This is a genomic window from Halorubrum distributum JCM 10118, from assembly GCF_000337335.1.
Taxonomy (GTDB): Archaea; Halobacteriota; Halobacteria; order Halobacteriales; family Haloferacaceae; genus Halorubrum; species Halorubrum distributum.
The window spans coordinates 1-14836 of sequence record NZ_AOJN01000002.1 but is presented as its reverse complement, the minus strand read 5'-3'; the positions used below and the strand labels follow the sequence as shown (position 1 = coordinate 14836).

Annotated in this window: 14 protein-coding genes; 5 read left to right on the top strand and 9 right to left on the bottom strand. The window is 59.7% G+C overall.

The annotated features are described in order from the left end of the window. Window positions 1-65 precede the first annotated feature (65 nt). From C466_RS00220 to C466_RS00210, 3 genes are all read right to left on the bottom strand, one after another. Window positions 66-1412, bottom strand: a complete 1347-nt coding sequence (locus tag C466_RS00220) for an orc1/cdc6 family replication initiation protein (RefSeq protein ID WP_004595565.1) — start codon at window positions 1410-1412, stop codon at window positions 66-68. A 738-nt stretch (window positions 1413-2150) separates the two neighbouring features. Further along, a complete protein-coding gene (locus tag C466_RS00215) occupies window positions 2151-2447 on the bottom strand; it encodes a DUF3006 family protein (protein ID WP_004595566.1) in 297 nt (98 codons plus the stop codon). Then, window positions 2447-3874, bottom strand: coding sequence for a lamin tail domain-containing protein (locus tag C466_RS00210; RefSeq protein ID WP_080505951.1), 1428 nt, complete (start codon window positions 3872-3874; stop codon window positions 2447-2449). Before C466_RS00210 ends, C466_RS00215 begins: the two co-directional genes overlap by 1 nt. Before the next feature lie 222 nt (window positions 3875-4096). On the opposite strand from C466_RS00210, the gene C466_RS16315 reads away from it, so the two are divergent. The 3 genes from C466_RS16315 to C466_RS00200 all read left to right on the top strand — a co-directional run bounded on the left by C466_RS16315 (window position 4097) and on the right by C466_RS00200 (window position 5815). Continuing rightward, the gene (locus C466_RS16315) at window positions 4097-4936 is read left to right on the top strand and encodes a hypothetical protein (protein ID WP_152418555.1); all 840 of its coding nucleotides are present in this window, start codon (window positions 4097-4099) and stop codon (window positions 4934-4936) included. A gap of 100 nt (window positions 4937-5036) precedes the next feature. Beyond that, window positions 5037-5468, top strand: a complete 432-nt coding sequence (locus C466_RS15620; RefSeq protein ID WP_004595568.1) for a TRAM domain-containing protein — start codon at window positions 5037-5039, stop codon at window positions 5466-5468. A 59-nt stretch (window positions 5469-5527) separates the two neighbouring features. Then, the gene (locus C466_RS00200; protein ID WP_004595569.1) at window positions 5528-5815 is read left to right on the top strand and encodes a helix-turn-helix transcriptional regulator; all 288 of its coding nucleotides are present in this window, start codon (window positions 5528-5530) and stop codon (window positions 5813-5815) included. Between the two features lie 281 nt (window positions 5816-6096). Here C466_RS00200 and C466_RS00195 read toward each other — a convergent pair whose 3' ends face one another. The 4 genes from C466_RS00195 to C466_RS00180 all read right to left on the bottom strand — a co-directional run bounded on the left by C466_RS00195 (window position 6097) and on the right by C466_RS00180 (window position 10848). Next, window positions 6097-8262 (bottom strand): type B DNA-directed DNA polymerase, encoded by a 2166-nt coding sequence (locus C466_RS00195; protein ID WP_193366035.1) that lies wholly within the window; start codon window positions 8260-8262, stop codon window positions 6097-6099. A gap of 2 nt (window positions 8263-8264) precedes the next feature. Then, complete coding sequence (locus C466_RS00190; RefSeq protein WP_004595571.1) at window positions 8265-8570, bottom strand: hypothetical protein; 306 nt, start codon at window positions 8568-8570, stop codon at window positions 8265-8267. A gap of 2 nt (window positions 8571-8572) precedes the next feature. After that, a complete protein-coding gene (locus C466_RS00185; protein ID WP_394295016.1) occupies window positions 8573-9511 on the bottom strand; it encodes a hypothetical protein in 939 nt (312 codons plus the stop codon). A gap of 170 nt (window positions 9512-9681) precedes the next feature. Further along, window positions 9682-10848, bottom strand: a complete 1167-nt coding sequence (locus C466_RS00180; RefSeq protein WP_004595573.1) for an NAD(P)/FAD-dependent oxidoreductase — start codon at window positions 10846-10848, stop codon at window positions 9682-9684. A gap of 92 nt (window positions 10849-10940) precedes the next feature. Between C466_RS00180 and C466_RS00175 the strand changes: the two genes are divergently transcribed. Further along, window positions 10941-11924, top strand: coding sequence for an ornithine cyclodeaminase family protein (locus C466_RS00175; RefSeq protein WP_049908330.1), 984 nt, complete (start codon window positions 10941-10943; stop codon window positions 11922-11924). 126 nt (window positions 11925-12050) lie between these two features. On the opposite strand, the gene C466_RS00170 is transcribed toward C466_RS00175, so the two are convergent. Both C466_RS00170 and C466_RS16310 read right to left on the bottom strand, forming a co-directional pair. Further along, window positions 12051-13079 carry a Cdc6/Cdc18 family protein gene (locus tag C466_RS00170; RefSeq protein WP_004595575.1) on the bottom strand — a complete coding sequence of 343 codons (1029 nt, stop codon included), beginning with the start codon at window positions 13077-13079 and terminating at the stop codon, window positions 12051-12053. A 278-nt stretch (window positions 13080-13357) separates the two neighbouring features. Beyond that, complete coding sequence (locus tag C466_RS16310; RefSeq protein WP_152418556.1) at window positions 13358-13651, bottom strand: hypothetical protein; 294 nt, start codon at window positions 13649-13651, stop codon at window positions 13358-13360. Between the two features lie 443 nt (window positions 13652-14094). On the opposite strand from C466_RS16310, the gene C466_RS17090 reads away from it, so the two are divergent. Continuing rightward, a partial coding sequence (locus C466_RS17090) for a hypothetical protein (protein ID WP_193366033.1) occupies window positions 14095-14836 on the top strand: 742 nt, incomplete at its 3' end.

Genomic DNA, 14836 nt, shown 5'->3' with positions numbered 1-14836 from the left:
TCGTCTCACACAATCACACCCCGTGTGCGAGATGAATCTGGCTGGGGCTGCGGTAACGCTGGGCGCTACTTGCCCTCAAAGAAATCATCTATCTGTGCGTTGACAACAGACTTAATCAGATCACCCTCATCGTCTGCCTCCTCAAGCCGAATATCAGCCCGGAGGGTTTCAGCAACCACCCCTGGATCGTCAACGAACGAGTACTCCTTGTGAACCCCGCTCCCGTAGCCGCGGCCTCGTTTTTCTGAGGTGACGAAGTTGTACGTCTCCGCCTCACTCATATAGCGGAGATAGGAGTCGCGTGATTTTGTATCAGCGTCAAGTAGCTCAGTAAGGTACTGATACACACGATATGCGACCGTGCTGGGAACAGCGTTCAGGTTGCGCTGTGAGTAGACGGGGACGATCGCGGTTGCGTACAGCGAGAGCTTCTTTTGGGTCGAGAGCCCCTGCATCTGCGTCAGCGTCCGATCCCGCTCCGCTTCTTTCTGGGCATCGCGAACGTGTCCTTCATGAACCGTCTCTTCACCCTCTCGGTCCGCTATCTCGCCGGCTTTTCGGAACAGATCGATTGCTTTCCGCGCGTCGCCGTGGTCCTGCGCGGCAAACGCTGAGCTAAGTGGAATGATACCATCTTCAAGCACATCCTCTCGATACGCATCGCGACGTCGGCGAAGAATCGACTGGAGCTGGTCCGCATCGTAATCGGAGAAAACGACATCCTGCGGATTGAACGAACTCTCAGCTCGGCCGTCGAGGTTCTCCATAAACCGGGGGTCGTTTGTAAGCGCAGCAACGGACACGTGTCCCTCGATCTGGCCGAGCTGTGAGGCTCGAGAAAGCTGATACAGCAGCTTTGAGTATGCTGGTTCGTCGTTCGGGTCCCGCTGGCGGCCGACCAAGAGGTCAACCTCATCCAAGATGATAATAACCGAGTCGAAGTTGTTGCTCAAGACTTCATAGAACCGGTTGAGTTTCTGATCGGTCGAGACGCCGCTCTGAGGAACACCGATTTCAACGCCGGCCTCATTGGCAGCGTTTTCCACGAGACGATAGACGGCTCTGTCGTGGGACTTGATTGTCTGACAGTTGATTTTAATAACCCCAAACCGGTCGTCTTGGGCGTTCGCGAGTTCAAGCACCTGCTGACAGACCGCGTTGATGATGAGTGACTTCCCCGTCCCAGACGGGCCGTAGAGAAGCATATTGGGTGGGCGGTTCCCCTGTAACGCCGGTCGGAGATAGGTGATGATGTCGTCCAGTTGGTCATCACGCCCAACGATCCGGTCCTCGTCGATGACGGCATCCGGGTCAAGAAGTCCCTTATCTCGAAACACCGAGTTTTGAACGCCCTCCTGGAGGCGACCTTTGATGGACTGTGAAAGGGACTGTTGATCCTCGCCGTCAGCCATATTTGTGGAGTTAGGTCGAAACTATAAATAAATATGGGTACCGTGTGCGAGATTAAATTTGATGAATTCTACCGATACAGACGGTATCACGAAGGGTGGCCAAATTAATACCGTAACCGCGGGCAAGATCAATTAGTCGGAGTGACCCCCCGTGTGCGAGATGAAATGTCGATCAGATCGTCGGCCAGCTGTCGACGTCAAGGCGAGACAAACGATCTCGGTGGCAGTACTCCCCGAGTACAAGATGAATCACCTGACGTATTCCCGACCAGCCGTGTCGATATACCGGTTGAGGATCTGAAGTGGAGTTTGACCGCGTCGGGAAGTTACCCACACACCCCGTGTGCGATATGAATTTGCCGAGACGGTAGGTAGCGATAGCCCACTCGAATATCTCGAAATTGGATGAGAGAGCCCGCGAGAAGGCGTAAACCCGACAGAAGCGTCAGGTACACGGAGACGTAATCCCACGAGCGAACTCGGTTATTCCACGAAACATACTGTTCGTTTTAACCGAGTTTAGCCTTATTGCGGGTATAGTTAATAGAGTGACTACCTAAAGGTTTCCATCAAACATACCTATCCTAATATCAGCGTCTTGGAGGTCTCTTTACAATGAAAACGCGGTTTTCCGATGCTTCACGGGCTCTCCTTCTTGTTACCCCTCCTCAGCATCTTGCCGATTTCATATCGCACACGGGGTGTGGGGGTTCGACCTCGTTGGAGTTCACCGACCAGTTACGATTCGTCTTTCGAGGGTGGCCGCCTTGATAGCCGATCGAACCGATTCTGAGCGGCCTCGGACCGTGTTTCCGTCTTCTCAGAGTCGTAGTGTGTTTCATCAATGATACCGTCCACGACCGTGACTGAGAGGATCGCGTCAGCATGCCGCCCGTCTTCTGGCAATATACTTGCGTCCAAGACGGCGTCTCCCACTTCCTCATCGTCATGTTCAAAGAACACCGTCGCGAGCCCATCTTCAATCGAATCAACAACCGCGATGTACTCGCCGTCCGGCAGATCGATTGTGTTCATCAGTAGCTCTCCTCCAGCACTCGGTCGCCCTCGTCCGTAGTTACGATCACCGTATCACCATCATTGTTCCAGATTGGCGACCCCGACCCCCAGTACAGCTCACTGTCGGTTGCGGTGCCACTCCCAGTGTACAACGTCACCGTCTCATCAGGCCCCAGCGTGAACCCATCTGGGATCGTGTACGTGTGGTCGGCGTCGTCTGCGACGGTCCACCCTGACAGATCAAGTGTCTCAGAGCCGGTATTCTCGAAGACGACGTATTCATCGTTGAGGTTGTCACCATCTCGACCTTCAGCATCCGCGTTGATCTCTGCGACAGCGAGCGCACTGGCGTTGGAATCTACGTCAGAATCAGACCCGGAATTGGTCTCTTCTGGCTCCCCACCAGCGTCGATTTCGCCAGTGCCCTCACCACCGATCCGAACGCGTTCAGTGACGTCTCCCGATGTCCCGGGATCGACGGCACCGCCATCACGGATGTCGAGCGGATCAGTTGGGGCTGTCTGTTGCGTCTGAACGGAGACGGCTTTGCCATCGCTCACCAGCACGATATTCCCATGTGTGGCGGTCCAGTACGTGGGGATTGACCGCTCGGACAGTCGCTCAAGGACTTCGTCGTTCGGGTGGCCGTACTGCGAGTCGTACGCACTTGAGATGACCACCGCTGCTGGCTGAACGGTATCAAGGAACGCCCCACTTGAGGAGCTGGCTGAGCCGTGGTGGCCCGCCTTGAGAACCGTCGATTCAAGCTGGCTTCCGTACGTGTCGACGAGGTATTCTTCTTGATCATCCTCGGCATCTCCCGAGAGGAGAAAACTCGTCTCGCCGTGGGTGAGTTTGAGCACGATGCTGTTCTCGTTGCGGGCTTCGTTTTCGAGATACGGTTCTGGTGGACCTAAGACGTCGACGTCAACACTTCCGAAATCAACCGAGTCACCTTCTCGGGTTTCGTACAGCGTCACGTCGTGGGTCTCGATTGCGTCGAGGTACTCGGCATAGGTCTGTGTGCTAGCTGCGATCCCGGGATCGTAGACGGCGCCGATACCGTCGGCGTCCGTCTCGTAATACTCGATGATTGCGGCGTTACCGCCGATGTGGTCGGCGTCGTTGTGGGAGGTAACGAGGTGATCGATTCGCGTGATATCGTGGGCTTGGAGATACTCCAAGACGTATTCGCCGTCATCGTTGTAGTGGCCAGTATCGACGAGCATCGTCTCGCCCTCGGGCCCCACAATGAGCGTACTTACTGACTGCCCGACGTTGATGTAGTGGACTTCGAGCGTTCCGTTCGCAGGCGTGGCTGTCGACTCATTTCCGGTATCCGGAGTACCTACGGACGGGTCGCCGGGAACCGCTCCTGAACAGCCCGCAAGGAGAACGATCCCGACGATAATGAGGAGTCGACCGCGACTCCCGATTGAACTCATAGTAGACAACTCTTCTCTAGCAATAAATCCCTCTGGGTCAGCTGTGTGGTCGGTAGATGGTGAGCAGCTCACAATTATGACAGGTGGTTTGTGATCGATTCCGACGCTCAGCGGACATTCCTCAGCAGTGTTAGATATTGTGTCGCTACCGATGTTCCAGTCCAATAAAATACAGTAGTCTCTTGAATGACCCACTACGAATCAAATAACTGAGTAGCGATGATGGGGTCGGTTACACAGCTCTCAGCCTCTCGACAACAAATCCGGTGCGCTGATGCGGTTCTCCTTCTTGTTGTTCCGAGCTTTCTTTTCGGCGTCTATGCTTGGCTCCCTGCTGGGGTATCCTCGCGGCTGGTGTTTACCTACGGAGACCCAACACTAACCACTGTTTGGACGGCGGCGGCGATTCACGATAGCCCCGCGCATCTCACCGCGAATCTGGGTTGGTACGGACTTGTGGTCGGCGCAGCCTACCTGGTATACGTCACGTGGGGACGACGTCGACTGTTCTGGCTGCTGTATGGAGCGCTTCTTGTCGTCGCCCCACTCACGACTGTTGCTAACGACTATTGGCTCCTGTATCAGCGGTGGGGGCTTGTTGGCCCTGACTCGATTGCGTTCGGATTCTCTGGCGTTGTGAGCACATTCGGTGGGCTACTCGTTATCGGCCTGTTCGGCGTGATTGCTGAGTGGTACACGTGGCCGGTGTCGGCCGCCATGACCGTCGCGTTTGTCACTAGTGGGGTGGGTGTCGCACTCTACCAATCTCCCCTCCTCGCGAGGCCAAGCACCGTAGTACCGGTCGCTGGTATACTGGTCGCGATCGGATTCGTCTCACTCAGATGGTGGGATCGCGACCTCACAGTTCGCCGCTGGCTATCGGCTCATCGGCCCGCGATCGTACTTGCTGGGACCTGCGGTATCGTCATCAGCGCACTCGTCGCCGCGATCTTTTCTGTTGAACCTGTCTCGGGTGGGCGATTTCCAAACGTCATAGCCCACGGGACCGGCTTCGTGACCGGCGTCTGTGTTGCCGGAGTGGGACTGCTATCGCTGTCGTAACGTGACGCGTCGATGCTGCGGGTACATTCATCTCATCCCGAATTAAAGCCGGCTGGAGATACACTTACTTGCCATTGACCGCTCATACGAACCGCATCCAATGGTCGAAATCCCCGACTCGCTTCAGTTGCTGTACACTGGTCAGCTCGAAGAACGAAACGGGTCGTATCTGATCGAGGTCCCCGCCAGCGCGGTTGATCAAGGCACGCTCGATGTCGGCGACCCGTACCGAATAGCGGTTCTTCGCTCCAACACCACCGCTGAACCGAATTCACACGAAGAGCCATCCCAATCGCAGGACGCCCCAACTGCTGCCCCCTCAGCACCCCCTGTCGATGAGGGAGAGATTCGGGAGGTTACTGTTGAGTCTGTTGGCGACCAAGGAGACGGGATCGCGAAAGTCGAACGTGGCTACGTCGTTATCGTCCCTGACGCGCTCCCAGGCGATGAACCAACGGTTCAAATTGACCAAGTACAGGAAAATGTCGCATTTGCGAGTATCGTGGAGGATGATCGGACACTGGTCTCGTAACCGAACTACGACGTTCTGGAACGCGTAGTATTTCAAGTCTCGACAAATTACCCGCATCTATGTACGACCTCACCGGCTTTCAGCGCGACCTGCTGTACTTGGTCGACGGGCTCAACGACCCCCACGGGCTCGCGATCAAAGCTGAGCTCGAAGAGTACTACGAACAAGAGATCCATCACGGGCGGCTCTATCCGAATCTCGACACCCTCGTTGAGAAAGGACTCCTCGAAAAAAGCCAACGCGATAAGCGGACCAACGAGTACACCACCACTCGGCGCGGGACTAGAGAAATCGAAGCCCGCGTTGAGTGGGAAGACCAGTACATCAATCGCGACACGGCGGATTGACCGCCCTAGCGGCTTCGATAGCGATCCCAGGGCGGTACACAACTAACACGGCGGATTGACCGCCCTAGCGGCTTCGATAGCGATCCCAGGGCGGTACACAACTACCTCAATCACGCGGGATAGTCGACTTCGCTCGGTTGGTGTCCGTCTGCGAGATCGAGCTACACGCTTGGGAGCGATGTGACCATATCTCTCCGTCTTCCGGCTCGTGTCTGGTCGATATCGTGTCATGATTGTCGCTGTTAACCAACAGCTCCCATTCTGAATGGGTCCTTTGTTGGTTAATTTTTCGCCGGGTTCGTGTACGCCGACAACTCTGGGACCCGCGTCTCTGCGATCTCACGTCGGATCTCCGTCCGATCCCAACCAAGCGGTGCCAGCACACTCTCGACAGCTCTGACGAGTTGCGTCTCGTAGTAAGACGCATCGTACGACGCTATCTCCTCGTGGGCTAACGCGACTCGATCTCGTGAGGATTTCTCGTCGTCGACGACCACGTACTCGATGTCCTGTCCCGGGTGGATAGCGAGGTCCTGCTCGCGAGCCCGTTTCAACGCGGCCACGTTTTGGGTATTCTGTGAGTAGCCTTCCAGCGGCTTGGAGACACGATTCCGTTCGACGAGCTGCTCGACCGGTACCGTTCCAGCGTGGAGCCGCTTGATCGCATCCTGAAGACAGTCGAGGACGGCATCCGGAGACCGAGTCGCGTCGAGCCGGTCGAGACAGTCCCGCTGGACGGCCTCGATGAACGGCGGGGTTGAGCGCTGCCGAGCTTCGATACCGCGTATCTTGAACTCGTCGTCGCCGGCGACCTTTCCGAAGTACTTCGTCAGCGCGCCGGCGTCGCTCTCGCGCTGCGGCACGAACGCCACCCAGTCGTAGTGGGCTTCGTGTTCGAGCCGGATCTCGACCTCATCCGTGATTGCCGTCGCGAGCGTCTCGAGGTCCTCGCGATTCTCGTCGTCGACGTCGGGGTCCGGCGTCACCCAGATGGAATCGACGATGCCGTGGACGACCCGCCAGCCGCCAGCTTCCAGCCGCTGTTTCGCCGTCAGCAGAATCTCGCGAGCGAACGCGTTGATTGCTCCGTGGCACTCGATGCGGCCGAACTTCGCGTTGCTGAACCCTTGATAGCCGAAGCAGGCGACGAGGATCCACTTCAGTGCGCCCGACCGCCCCTCGAGTTCCGCCAGCCGGTCCTCGTCGGGGTCGTCCCGTTCCTTCTCGCGACGGATGGCCGCCTTGATCTTGTCGCGTGCGTCGATGATCGGCTGGAGCACGTCGACGAGGTAGCCCCGGTCCTCGCAGATCGAGTACCCGAGGCCGGGGACGTCGTCGCGGTCGCTGTGGCACTCACACCGGATGACGTCCGGCGAGACGTTCCGGGTACAGATGATGTTCGGATACAACGAGGAGAAGTCGAGTTCGTGGACGTTCTCGTGGAGGCCGACCTCGGGCGCGAAGATGAAGCCGCCGCGGTCGGCGTCGTGGAGCGTCCCCATCGGCTTGTAGAACTCATGTCGCCAGGAGTTCCACGGCACGAGGACGTCGCGGTCGTGGGCCTCGCAGATCTGGATCGCCGTGAGCACGTTCCCGATCGACGCCCACGCGAGCTCCTGAACGGGCTTGTTCGAGCGCGACACGAGGTCGAGGACGCCGTCGAGGTTCGTCTCCCCGTAGAAGAACGTGTTCGACTCGTCGATAATCGCCCGGCCGGGCACGTTGTACCGCGCCGGGGAGTGGCCGACGCGGCCGTAGCTCGAGTACGTCGACCGGCTCGCGAGCTGCTGATAATCGACGTCCGCCCACCGACTCAGCGAGAAGTCGTCGACGCCGGCGTCAGTTGCCATTTCGTACAGGGTCGGGACGATCTCGCTTGTCGAGCAGACCAAGACATCCGGATCGTGTGCGTCGAGCGCCCCCTGGACGGCGGTCAGGAGATCCGTCGGCGAGCCGGTGACAGTGTCGCCGGCGACGGTCAACTCTCCGTAGACGTCGTTGCTCGTTTCGGTCACCGGAACACTGAGCCGGAGCGTCGACAGCTCGCTCACCGGCGTCGGATCGGCGCCGGTCTCCAGACAGTACCGGAACTCTCGCGAAAAGTCCACGTTGAAACAGGCGAGATCCCCGACTGGATAGTCCGACAGTTGACGCGCCTGCCGGGCGAGTTGAGTGACGCGATCGATGTGGGCAACGTCGACTGCGAGAACGGCCTCCTCGTCTCGTCGAAAGCCGGGGCGTCGCGCAACCATCTCGGTCACGACGACGTCCGGGTGCTGGTCGTACACCGACTGGAGTGTCGTGAGGTCGAGGTCGGACGCTGGGTCGCGAGCGGCGACGTAGAACCGCGGGGTGTAGTCATCGCGCTCGGTCGCGACGGCGCCGTCGGCAGTTGCCTCCCACTCGAGGACGCGGCCGTCGTCCAGGAAGTCGATGCTGAACGGCATCGTCACGGGTTCGCGTCCGGTGGGCCACTCTCTTGATCATCGCGTGCTGCGACCGCGGCTTCGAGCTCCTCGAGGCGTTCCTCGTGATCGTTGAGGCGGGCCTCCTGTTCAAGATCGATGCTGAACAGCGCCGGCAGCAGCGGATTCTGGTGGTTTAACAGTCCGCTCGCGTCGGCGTGCTCGCGGGCGTACTCGAACAGCCGGTCGAAGCGCGGCTGGTCGCGACGCCGCAGTGCCCGCCGGAACTCCGCCCAGCGCTCTTCGATGGCCCGGAGCGCATCCCGGTAGGTTGGGTTCGTCCGCCCCATCGCTATCGGCCTCCTGTACCGCTCGCCGTCCACGCATCGAGCAAGGGATCGGCGGTGGCAGCCACCGTCTCACCGTCAGCGGTGACGCCTGTTCCGACACCCCCCGGCGTCGACGGCGCCGGCGTCGTCGGCTCCACGCCGACTTGCGTGGCGCGTGCCGCGAGCAGCTGCCGCCAGTACGCGAACGTCGTCTGGTAGTACGCGCCGTCGTCGACGGGATAGACGAGCGTCTCGAAGTCCTCGCCGACGATCCGTGGCCCCATCCGAGTTTGCTCGCACTCCAGGTGGTGATCGGCGACCGTCGCGATTGATTCGGTGAATTCGTTTCGTTCGTTTCGCGTAACGAGCACCGGGATGTCGTACCCCTCGGCGTAGGTCGCTAACCGGGCAAGGGCACGGGCTTGGAGGGTTTTAGCGTGGGACTCGCCAAGGGTATCGTCGGCGCGATACTGGGCGTCGACGGCCGGCGCGACGATGAGGGCGGGTGTGTGGGGCGACGTGTCCTCGTCACGACTCGGATCCCCTCGACCGGCCGCCCTGGCGTCGGTGGTAGACATCTGGATCGACTTGTTCACTGCCGTCGGGAGATCACAGACGGCGCCGTAGTGCTGGTAGGCGGTGAATCCGCGGGCAACGTGGATTCGGTTGAGTAGCCGTTGGCTGGGCGCGATCTGGGCGAGTGTTGTCGTCGTCGCGTGGCCGTTTGCGTCGACCCAGAAGGCGGGCCCGTCGTGTAGGAGGAGATGGTCGAGTACGAGCGACTGTAGGATCGGGACGCCGCGGCCTCCCTCGACATCGAGCAGCGTGATGCCGTCGTTGAGTGACGGCAACAGCATCTCGTCCGTAGCCGGATCGGCTTGGTCAGCAAGGGATCGATTGCGGTCTGCGCCCCGTGTCGGCTGGTCCACCGCCAATCGGTTCGATGTTGCGTGGTCTCCCATACCCGATACCCGTTCACCGTCTCAATAAGCGCCGGCGCGGCGCTTCCGGGTTTCCAGAAATGAATCGACCGAGCGCTCATTCGAACTCAGTCACCGGATATTCGGACTGCGCGGCCGTTTCCGAGGCCGTTTCCGAAGTCGACTTACCCCCGTGATCGTCCCCTGATCGGTCAGGCGACGCTTCGCTCAGTGAGGGTCTCGCCGCGCTCGAACCGATCGGCCGAAAGCGGCGAGGCGTCAAGGAGATCTGTTTCCCCATCGACGACGAGGTCGGCGGCGATCCGTCCGGAGGCGGGCGCGTGCTGGAATCCGTGTCCGGAGAACCCGGCGACGGTCACGAAACCGGGGACCGTCTCCTCGACGACCGGGTGGTGGTCGGGCGTGACCGCGTACAGCCCGGCCCAGCCGCGTTTGATCCGGGTGTCGAGCCCGAAGTACTCGGTGTACGCGGCGGCGTGCTCGACCGCGCGTGCCGCCCACTCGACGTCCATCCCCTCGTCGTAGGCGTCGGGGTCTCGATCGGGGTCGTCCTCGTCGAAGTGGCCGCCAACGAGCGCCACTCCGTCCCGCTCGGGCCGGAAGTACGACCCCGTCTCGAGGTCGATCGTCAGCGGCACCGACTCGGGCACCGGCGGTGATGGGTCGACTACGGCGATCTGTCGCCGCCGGGGCGCGATCGGGAGGTCCACGCCGGTCATCTCGCCGATTGCGGCGGCCCACGCGCCTGCCGCGTTCACGACGCAGTCGACCTCGTGGCGCTCGGCTTCGTCCGCGCCGACCGCCCGAATGTCCGCGCCGACGACGCGACCGCCCTCGCGGTGGAGGGCCGTGACGGCTGTCTTCGTCCGGATGTCGACGCCGCGCTCGCGGGCGGCCTCGGCGTATCCCTGTACGGCGAGGTTCGGGTCGGCGATCCCGTCGTCGGGGTTGTACGTCGCCGCGACGAAGGGGTCGGGATCGAGTCCCGGACAATGCTCGGTCGCCTCCGCGGGCGTGAGCAGTTCGCTCTCCGCGCCGAGCTCGCGCTGCATGTCGACGTTCTCGCGGAACCGCTCTGCGGTCTCGTCGGTCCGCGCGAGAAACAGGTAGCCGTTCTTCCGGAGCCCGATGTCCACACCGAAGCGCTGCTTAAACGAGTTCCAGACCGCCTTGCTGGCGAGCGACAGTTCGACGTTCACACGCGTGGAGAACTGCGACCGGATCCCGCCGGCCGAGCGAGCGGTGCTCGCGTTCCCCAGCGATCCCTTCTCGACGAGCGTCACGTCCACGCCGCGGTCAGCGAGCGAGTGTGCGGCGGCGAGGCCGATGATCCCCCCGCCGACGACGAGTGCGTCCATAGCCATCGATCGACCCCCCGAGAAATAAGCGTATGACACCGGCCGGCCGGGTCGACGAGCAGTCTAAGTCACCGGGGAGCGACGCCTCGGACATGGTGCTCGTACTCTCCGCGACGGAGGTCGAACGGAACCTCGATCTGGCGGCGCTCGTCGACGTGGTGGACGACGCGTTGGTGAAACAGGCCGCCGGCGAGGTCGAGCGGCCCCCGCGACCGCACTTTCCGGTCGGTGCGGGTCTCGACGGCGACGATTCCGCCGGAACCGGGATCGCGATGCCGGCGTACGTCCACGGCGCGGACCACTACGCGACGAAGCTCGTTGGCGTCCACGAGGGGAACCCGGAGCGGGGGCTTCCGACGGTCAACGCCCAGATCGCGCTCACGGACGCGCGGACAGGCCTCCCGAAGGCGTTCATGGCGGGGACGACGATCACCAACGCCCGGACGGGCTGTATCGGGGCGGTCTCGGTTCGGAAACTGGCCCCAGACCCGGACGGCGAGGACCTCACGCTCGGCGTTCTTGGCGCGGGCACGCAGGCACGCTGGCAGACCCGGGCCATCGCGACCGTCGCGGCGCTCTCGGACGTTCGGATCCACTCGCCGAGCGACTCGCGGACCGCGTGCGCCGCGGACCTGAGCGCGGAGGGGATCCCGGCGCGCGCGGTCGACACTTCCCGGGCGGCCGTCGAGGGGGCCGACGTCGTCGTGACCGCGACGACCGCAACCGAGCCCGTCTTTCCGTCCGACGCGCTCGAAGCGGGGAGTCTCGTCGTCGCCGTCGGCGCGTTCACGGCGGAGATGCAGGAGATCGACCCTCGCGTCTTCGAGCGCGCGGAACGGACGTTCGCCGACGTACCAGCGGAGGTCGCCGAGACCGGCGACCTCCTTGCGAGCGACCTCGACGCGGACGACTTGGTCGAACTCGGCGTTCCCCTCGCAGACGGGTACGTCCGCGAGTCACCCGACGGGGTCGTGGTGGTCGTCAGCGTCGGGTCCGCGACGCTGGACGCTGCGGCCGGCGAGACCGTTTACCGAGAGGCCGTGGCGGCGGGGGACGGGACGGACATCTCGCTGTGAATTCCCCTGACGGCCGCCGCACGCAACTAGGAGGCTGGCACCGCCGAACGAGTCGACGAGTCGGTCCCAGTCTCGCCTCGGGACCGCGACGCGGTCGATGCGGAGGTCCGCGGCTAGCCCGTCGACTTACGAGACCGGCGACGCAGCTGCCGAATCGACGAGTGAGTACTCTCGGTCCCGACTCGTTCCTTTCGCCTCGAGGAGGTTGTACTGGGCCATCTTCGAGAGGTACGTGCGGATAGTCCGCTTCGTCCGTGGGTCATCGACGTCCTCGGTATAGCGCTCGTGGATCTCGCTCGGCCCGATCGGGCCGTGGTCGCGAACAATATCGTAGACGACTCGCTGATGCGGCGTGAGTGAGTCCAGGCTCTTCTGCTTAATTTGAGCCCGAGCATCTTCAGCAGCGTCTAGGAGCATGTCGTTGGTGATCTCCTCGCAATTTTCGCGGTCAGCTGTGCTGGCTGCGCTGCGAAGCATCCCGATAGCCAGCCGAGCATCGCCAGCAGCGGCATCAGCGATCTGATAGAGCTGCTTGTCGGTGATAACGTCCTTTTCAAGTCCCCATTTCGTTCGGGCACTCAGGATGTCGTAGAGTTGCTCGTTGTGGTACTTATCCATCCGGACGTGCTCGCTGGAGCGCAGCCGACTCACCAGTCGGTCGTCGACCCGGCTGAACAGCTCTTCTTCCTTGTTTGCGATACAGATCACCGCGAACTGCTCCATACTGTGGAGGTCGTAGATGAGACTCGGATCTTCGAGTTGATCGACCTCGTCGAGAATGACGACAGTTCGCGGGCCATCGTACTGTTGGAGCCGGTCAATGAGCTCGTCGTGGGGTGTCGACTGGCGATGGATGTCTATCGTCGCACCGATGTCATCGAGGATCTGATACAGCGTTCGGAAGCGACTGTAGTTCCGCCAACAGTTGACGTAGGTGGCCTCGACGTCGAGCACTTCCTCGCGGAGCCGTTCGGTAACGAACTTCGAGATACAGGTTTTACCGACACCGCTGGGCCCGGTGACGATGGCTGTGTCAGCTGGCTCGCCGTTCGTGATCGGTTCGAGAACGCTCGAGAGGTGGTTGACTTCGGCGTCGCGATGCTCGACTTCTCGAGGGACGAACCCGGCGCGGAGGACGCGAGCATCACGGATCATCGGTCGGTGGGTAGTTATTCTCAGCGTGAGTGATATAAGTGTGACCGGGGAGATTCCGGAAACGCTCTGATCGCAGTGGTATATTCACTTCGATTGCTCCGCTGTCCCTCGATTTTGATTGTGGAAACACACTGTTTCCGGAAACGTCTAGAAGCCCAGTCCATGGTGTCGAGCTCGCTCTGGACAGATCACTGTAGTTCGAGCCGGATGGACCTCATAGAGAGCTCTGTCTGACGTGTTCATCGAGATCGCGAGGTCGTCGATACAAATAGAAAACTTCAGCTCTGGTTGCCTGCGTCAAATACGGCGGCAAATTCCTCAAGAAGCTCCTGAGGTGATTGCTCATCACCATGAGACGGAAGTGGTGCTTCCCAGCATTCGATTTGGAGTGTGTGCGCATTCGATACTGGCCCCGACTCAGTTACCACATTGAAGATGCCGGTGCGATAGATAGCCAGTAGTCGTTGGTCGTGAACACCGACGTAGTCGATACCGGTTCGGTCCAAGACTGCTGGAATATCAGTAGGCTCGGAATGCGAGATAGAGACGCTTGGAGGCGCCGAGGCGCTCATACCTTAGATTGGTCCATCGTACGGATAAAGACCGGTTTTGGGAAAGGTCCTACTCACGATGACTAACCAACAGTAGCGGGATTTTGTTGGTTAAGTTATCTGCGCCGGTAGGTCCGGTGATGATGGCTGTGTCGGCGGGTTTACTGTTCGTGATCGGTTCGAGAACGCTTGAGAGGCGCTTTCGGGACGTTCTGCCACGCCTCGGCTACTGAGGTCCCCCAGATGTAGATGAGATTGTTGTCAGATGTTGTCCGAAATTGTTCGAGGTCCTAGATATTGAGATTGGACTCAATATCCTCAATTGGGTGCCCATCTCGGATGAACTGTTTGTAGTCCTCAAACGCGTCGTCGCGACCAGCGGGGAGGATCACGATTCCGGTCATAGTCTGATATTGTTAGACCATTCAGAGTATTTTTTGCTCTGCCGTCCTGACAGGTTTTGAATGAGTGATCTTGGTTTCATAGCGGATCTTGATGTTGATGAATATGTGGGCGAAATGTGGTTGGAGACACATGATCAGTATTCGATTTCTTCGTCTCCTGCCGTCAAATACGGTGATGTTTCTCCTAACTATGAGATTGTCCCTTCACTCAGAAACACAAAGATCGAGCCAGGAGATACCATCAAGCTAGATCTGTTCATCTCCGGGTACGGAATGCCAAATAAAACACGCCTCAATGTATTTGGATCTGTAGAGAACATTTTCGAAATAAAAGAAGGATCTGTGCGGCTCATTCCGAATGTATCTGGCTATATTCAGAATGGTGATGTTAAGAATCTAATCCGAGGGCCTCCAGCCAGAGGATTAGGCCTTGTAGATGAACGTTCATTTGATGGGCTTCCTGTTTCTACCCCATTACCTTCTGTGGTGTTTGTGGATGACCCTGGGGTTCCATGGGATCCAAAAAATTATGAGCCACATGCTTACCCGAATGTCGTCGGTGAAACCTTCGCACATGATGGAGCTGTTCTTCGTCTTGAAATTGATACAAAAAACGCAGAGTGGTACTCTTCATCTTGGTATAGCGGTGAATATCCACTACAGCTAGTACTACTATACGGTGACGAGAAAAGAACAGAGATAGCAAAAGAAAGTACGCTCTTGTGTAGCACATTGTTGATTTCAGAGAGTGGCTTTGACGGCGTGTTTGAGCGCTTTTCGTCCGGGTTTGTGGTAGAGTTCT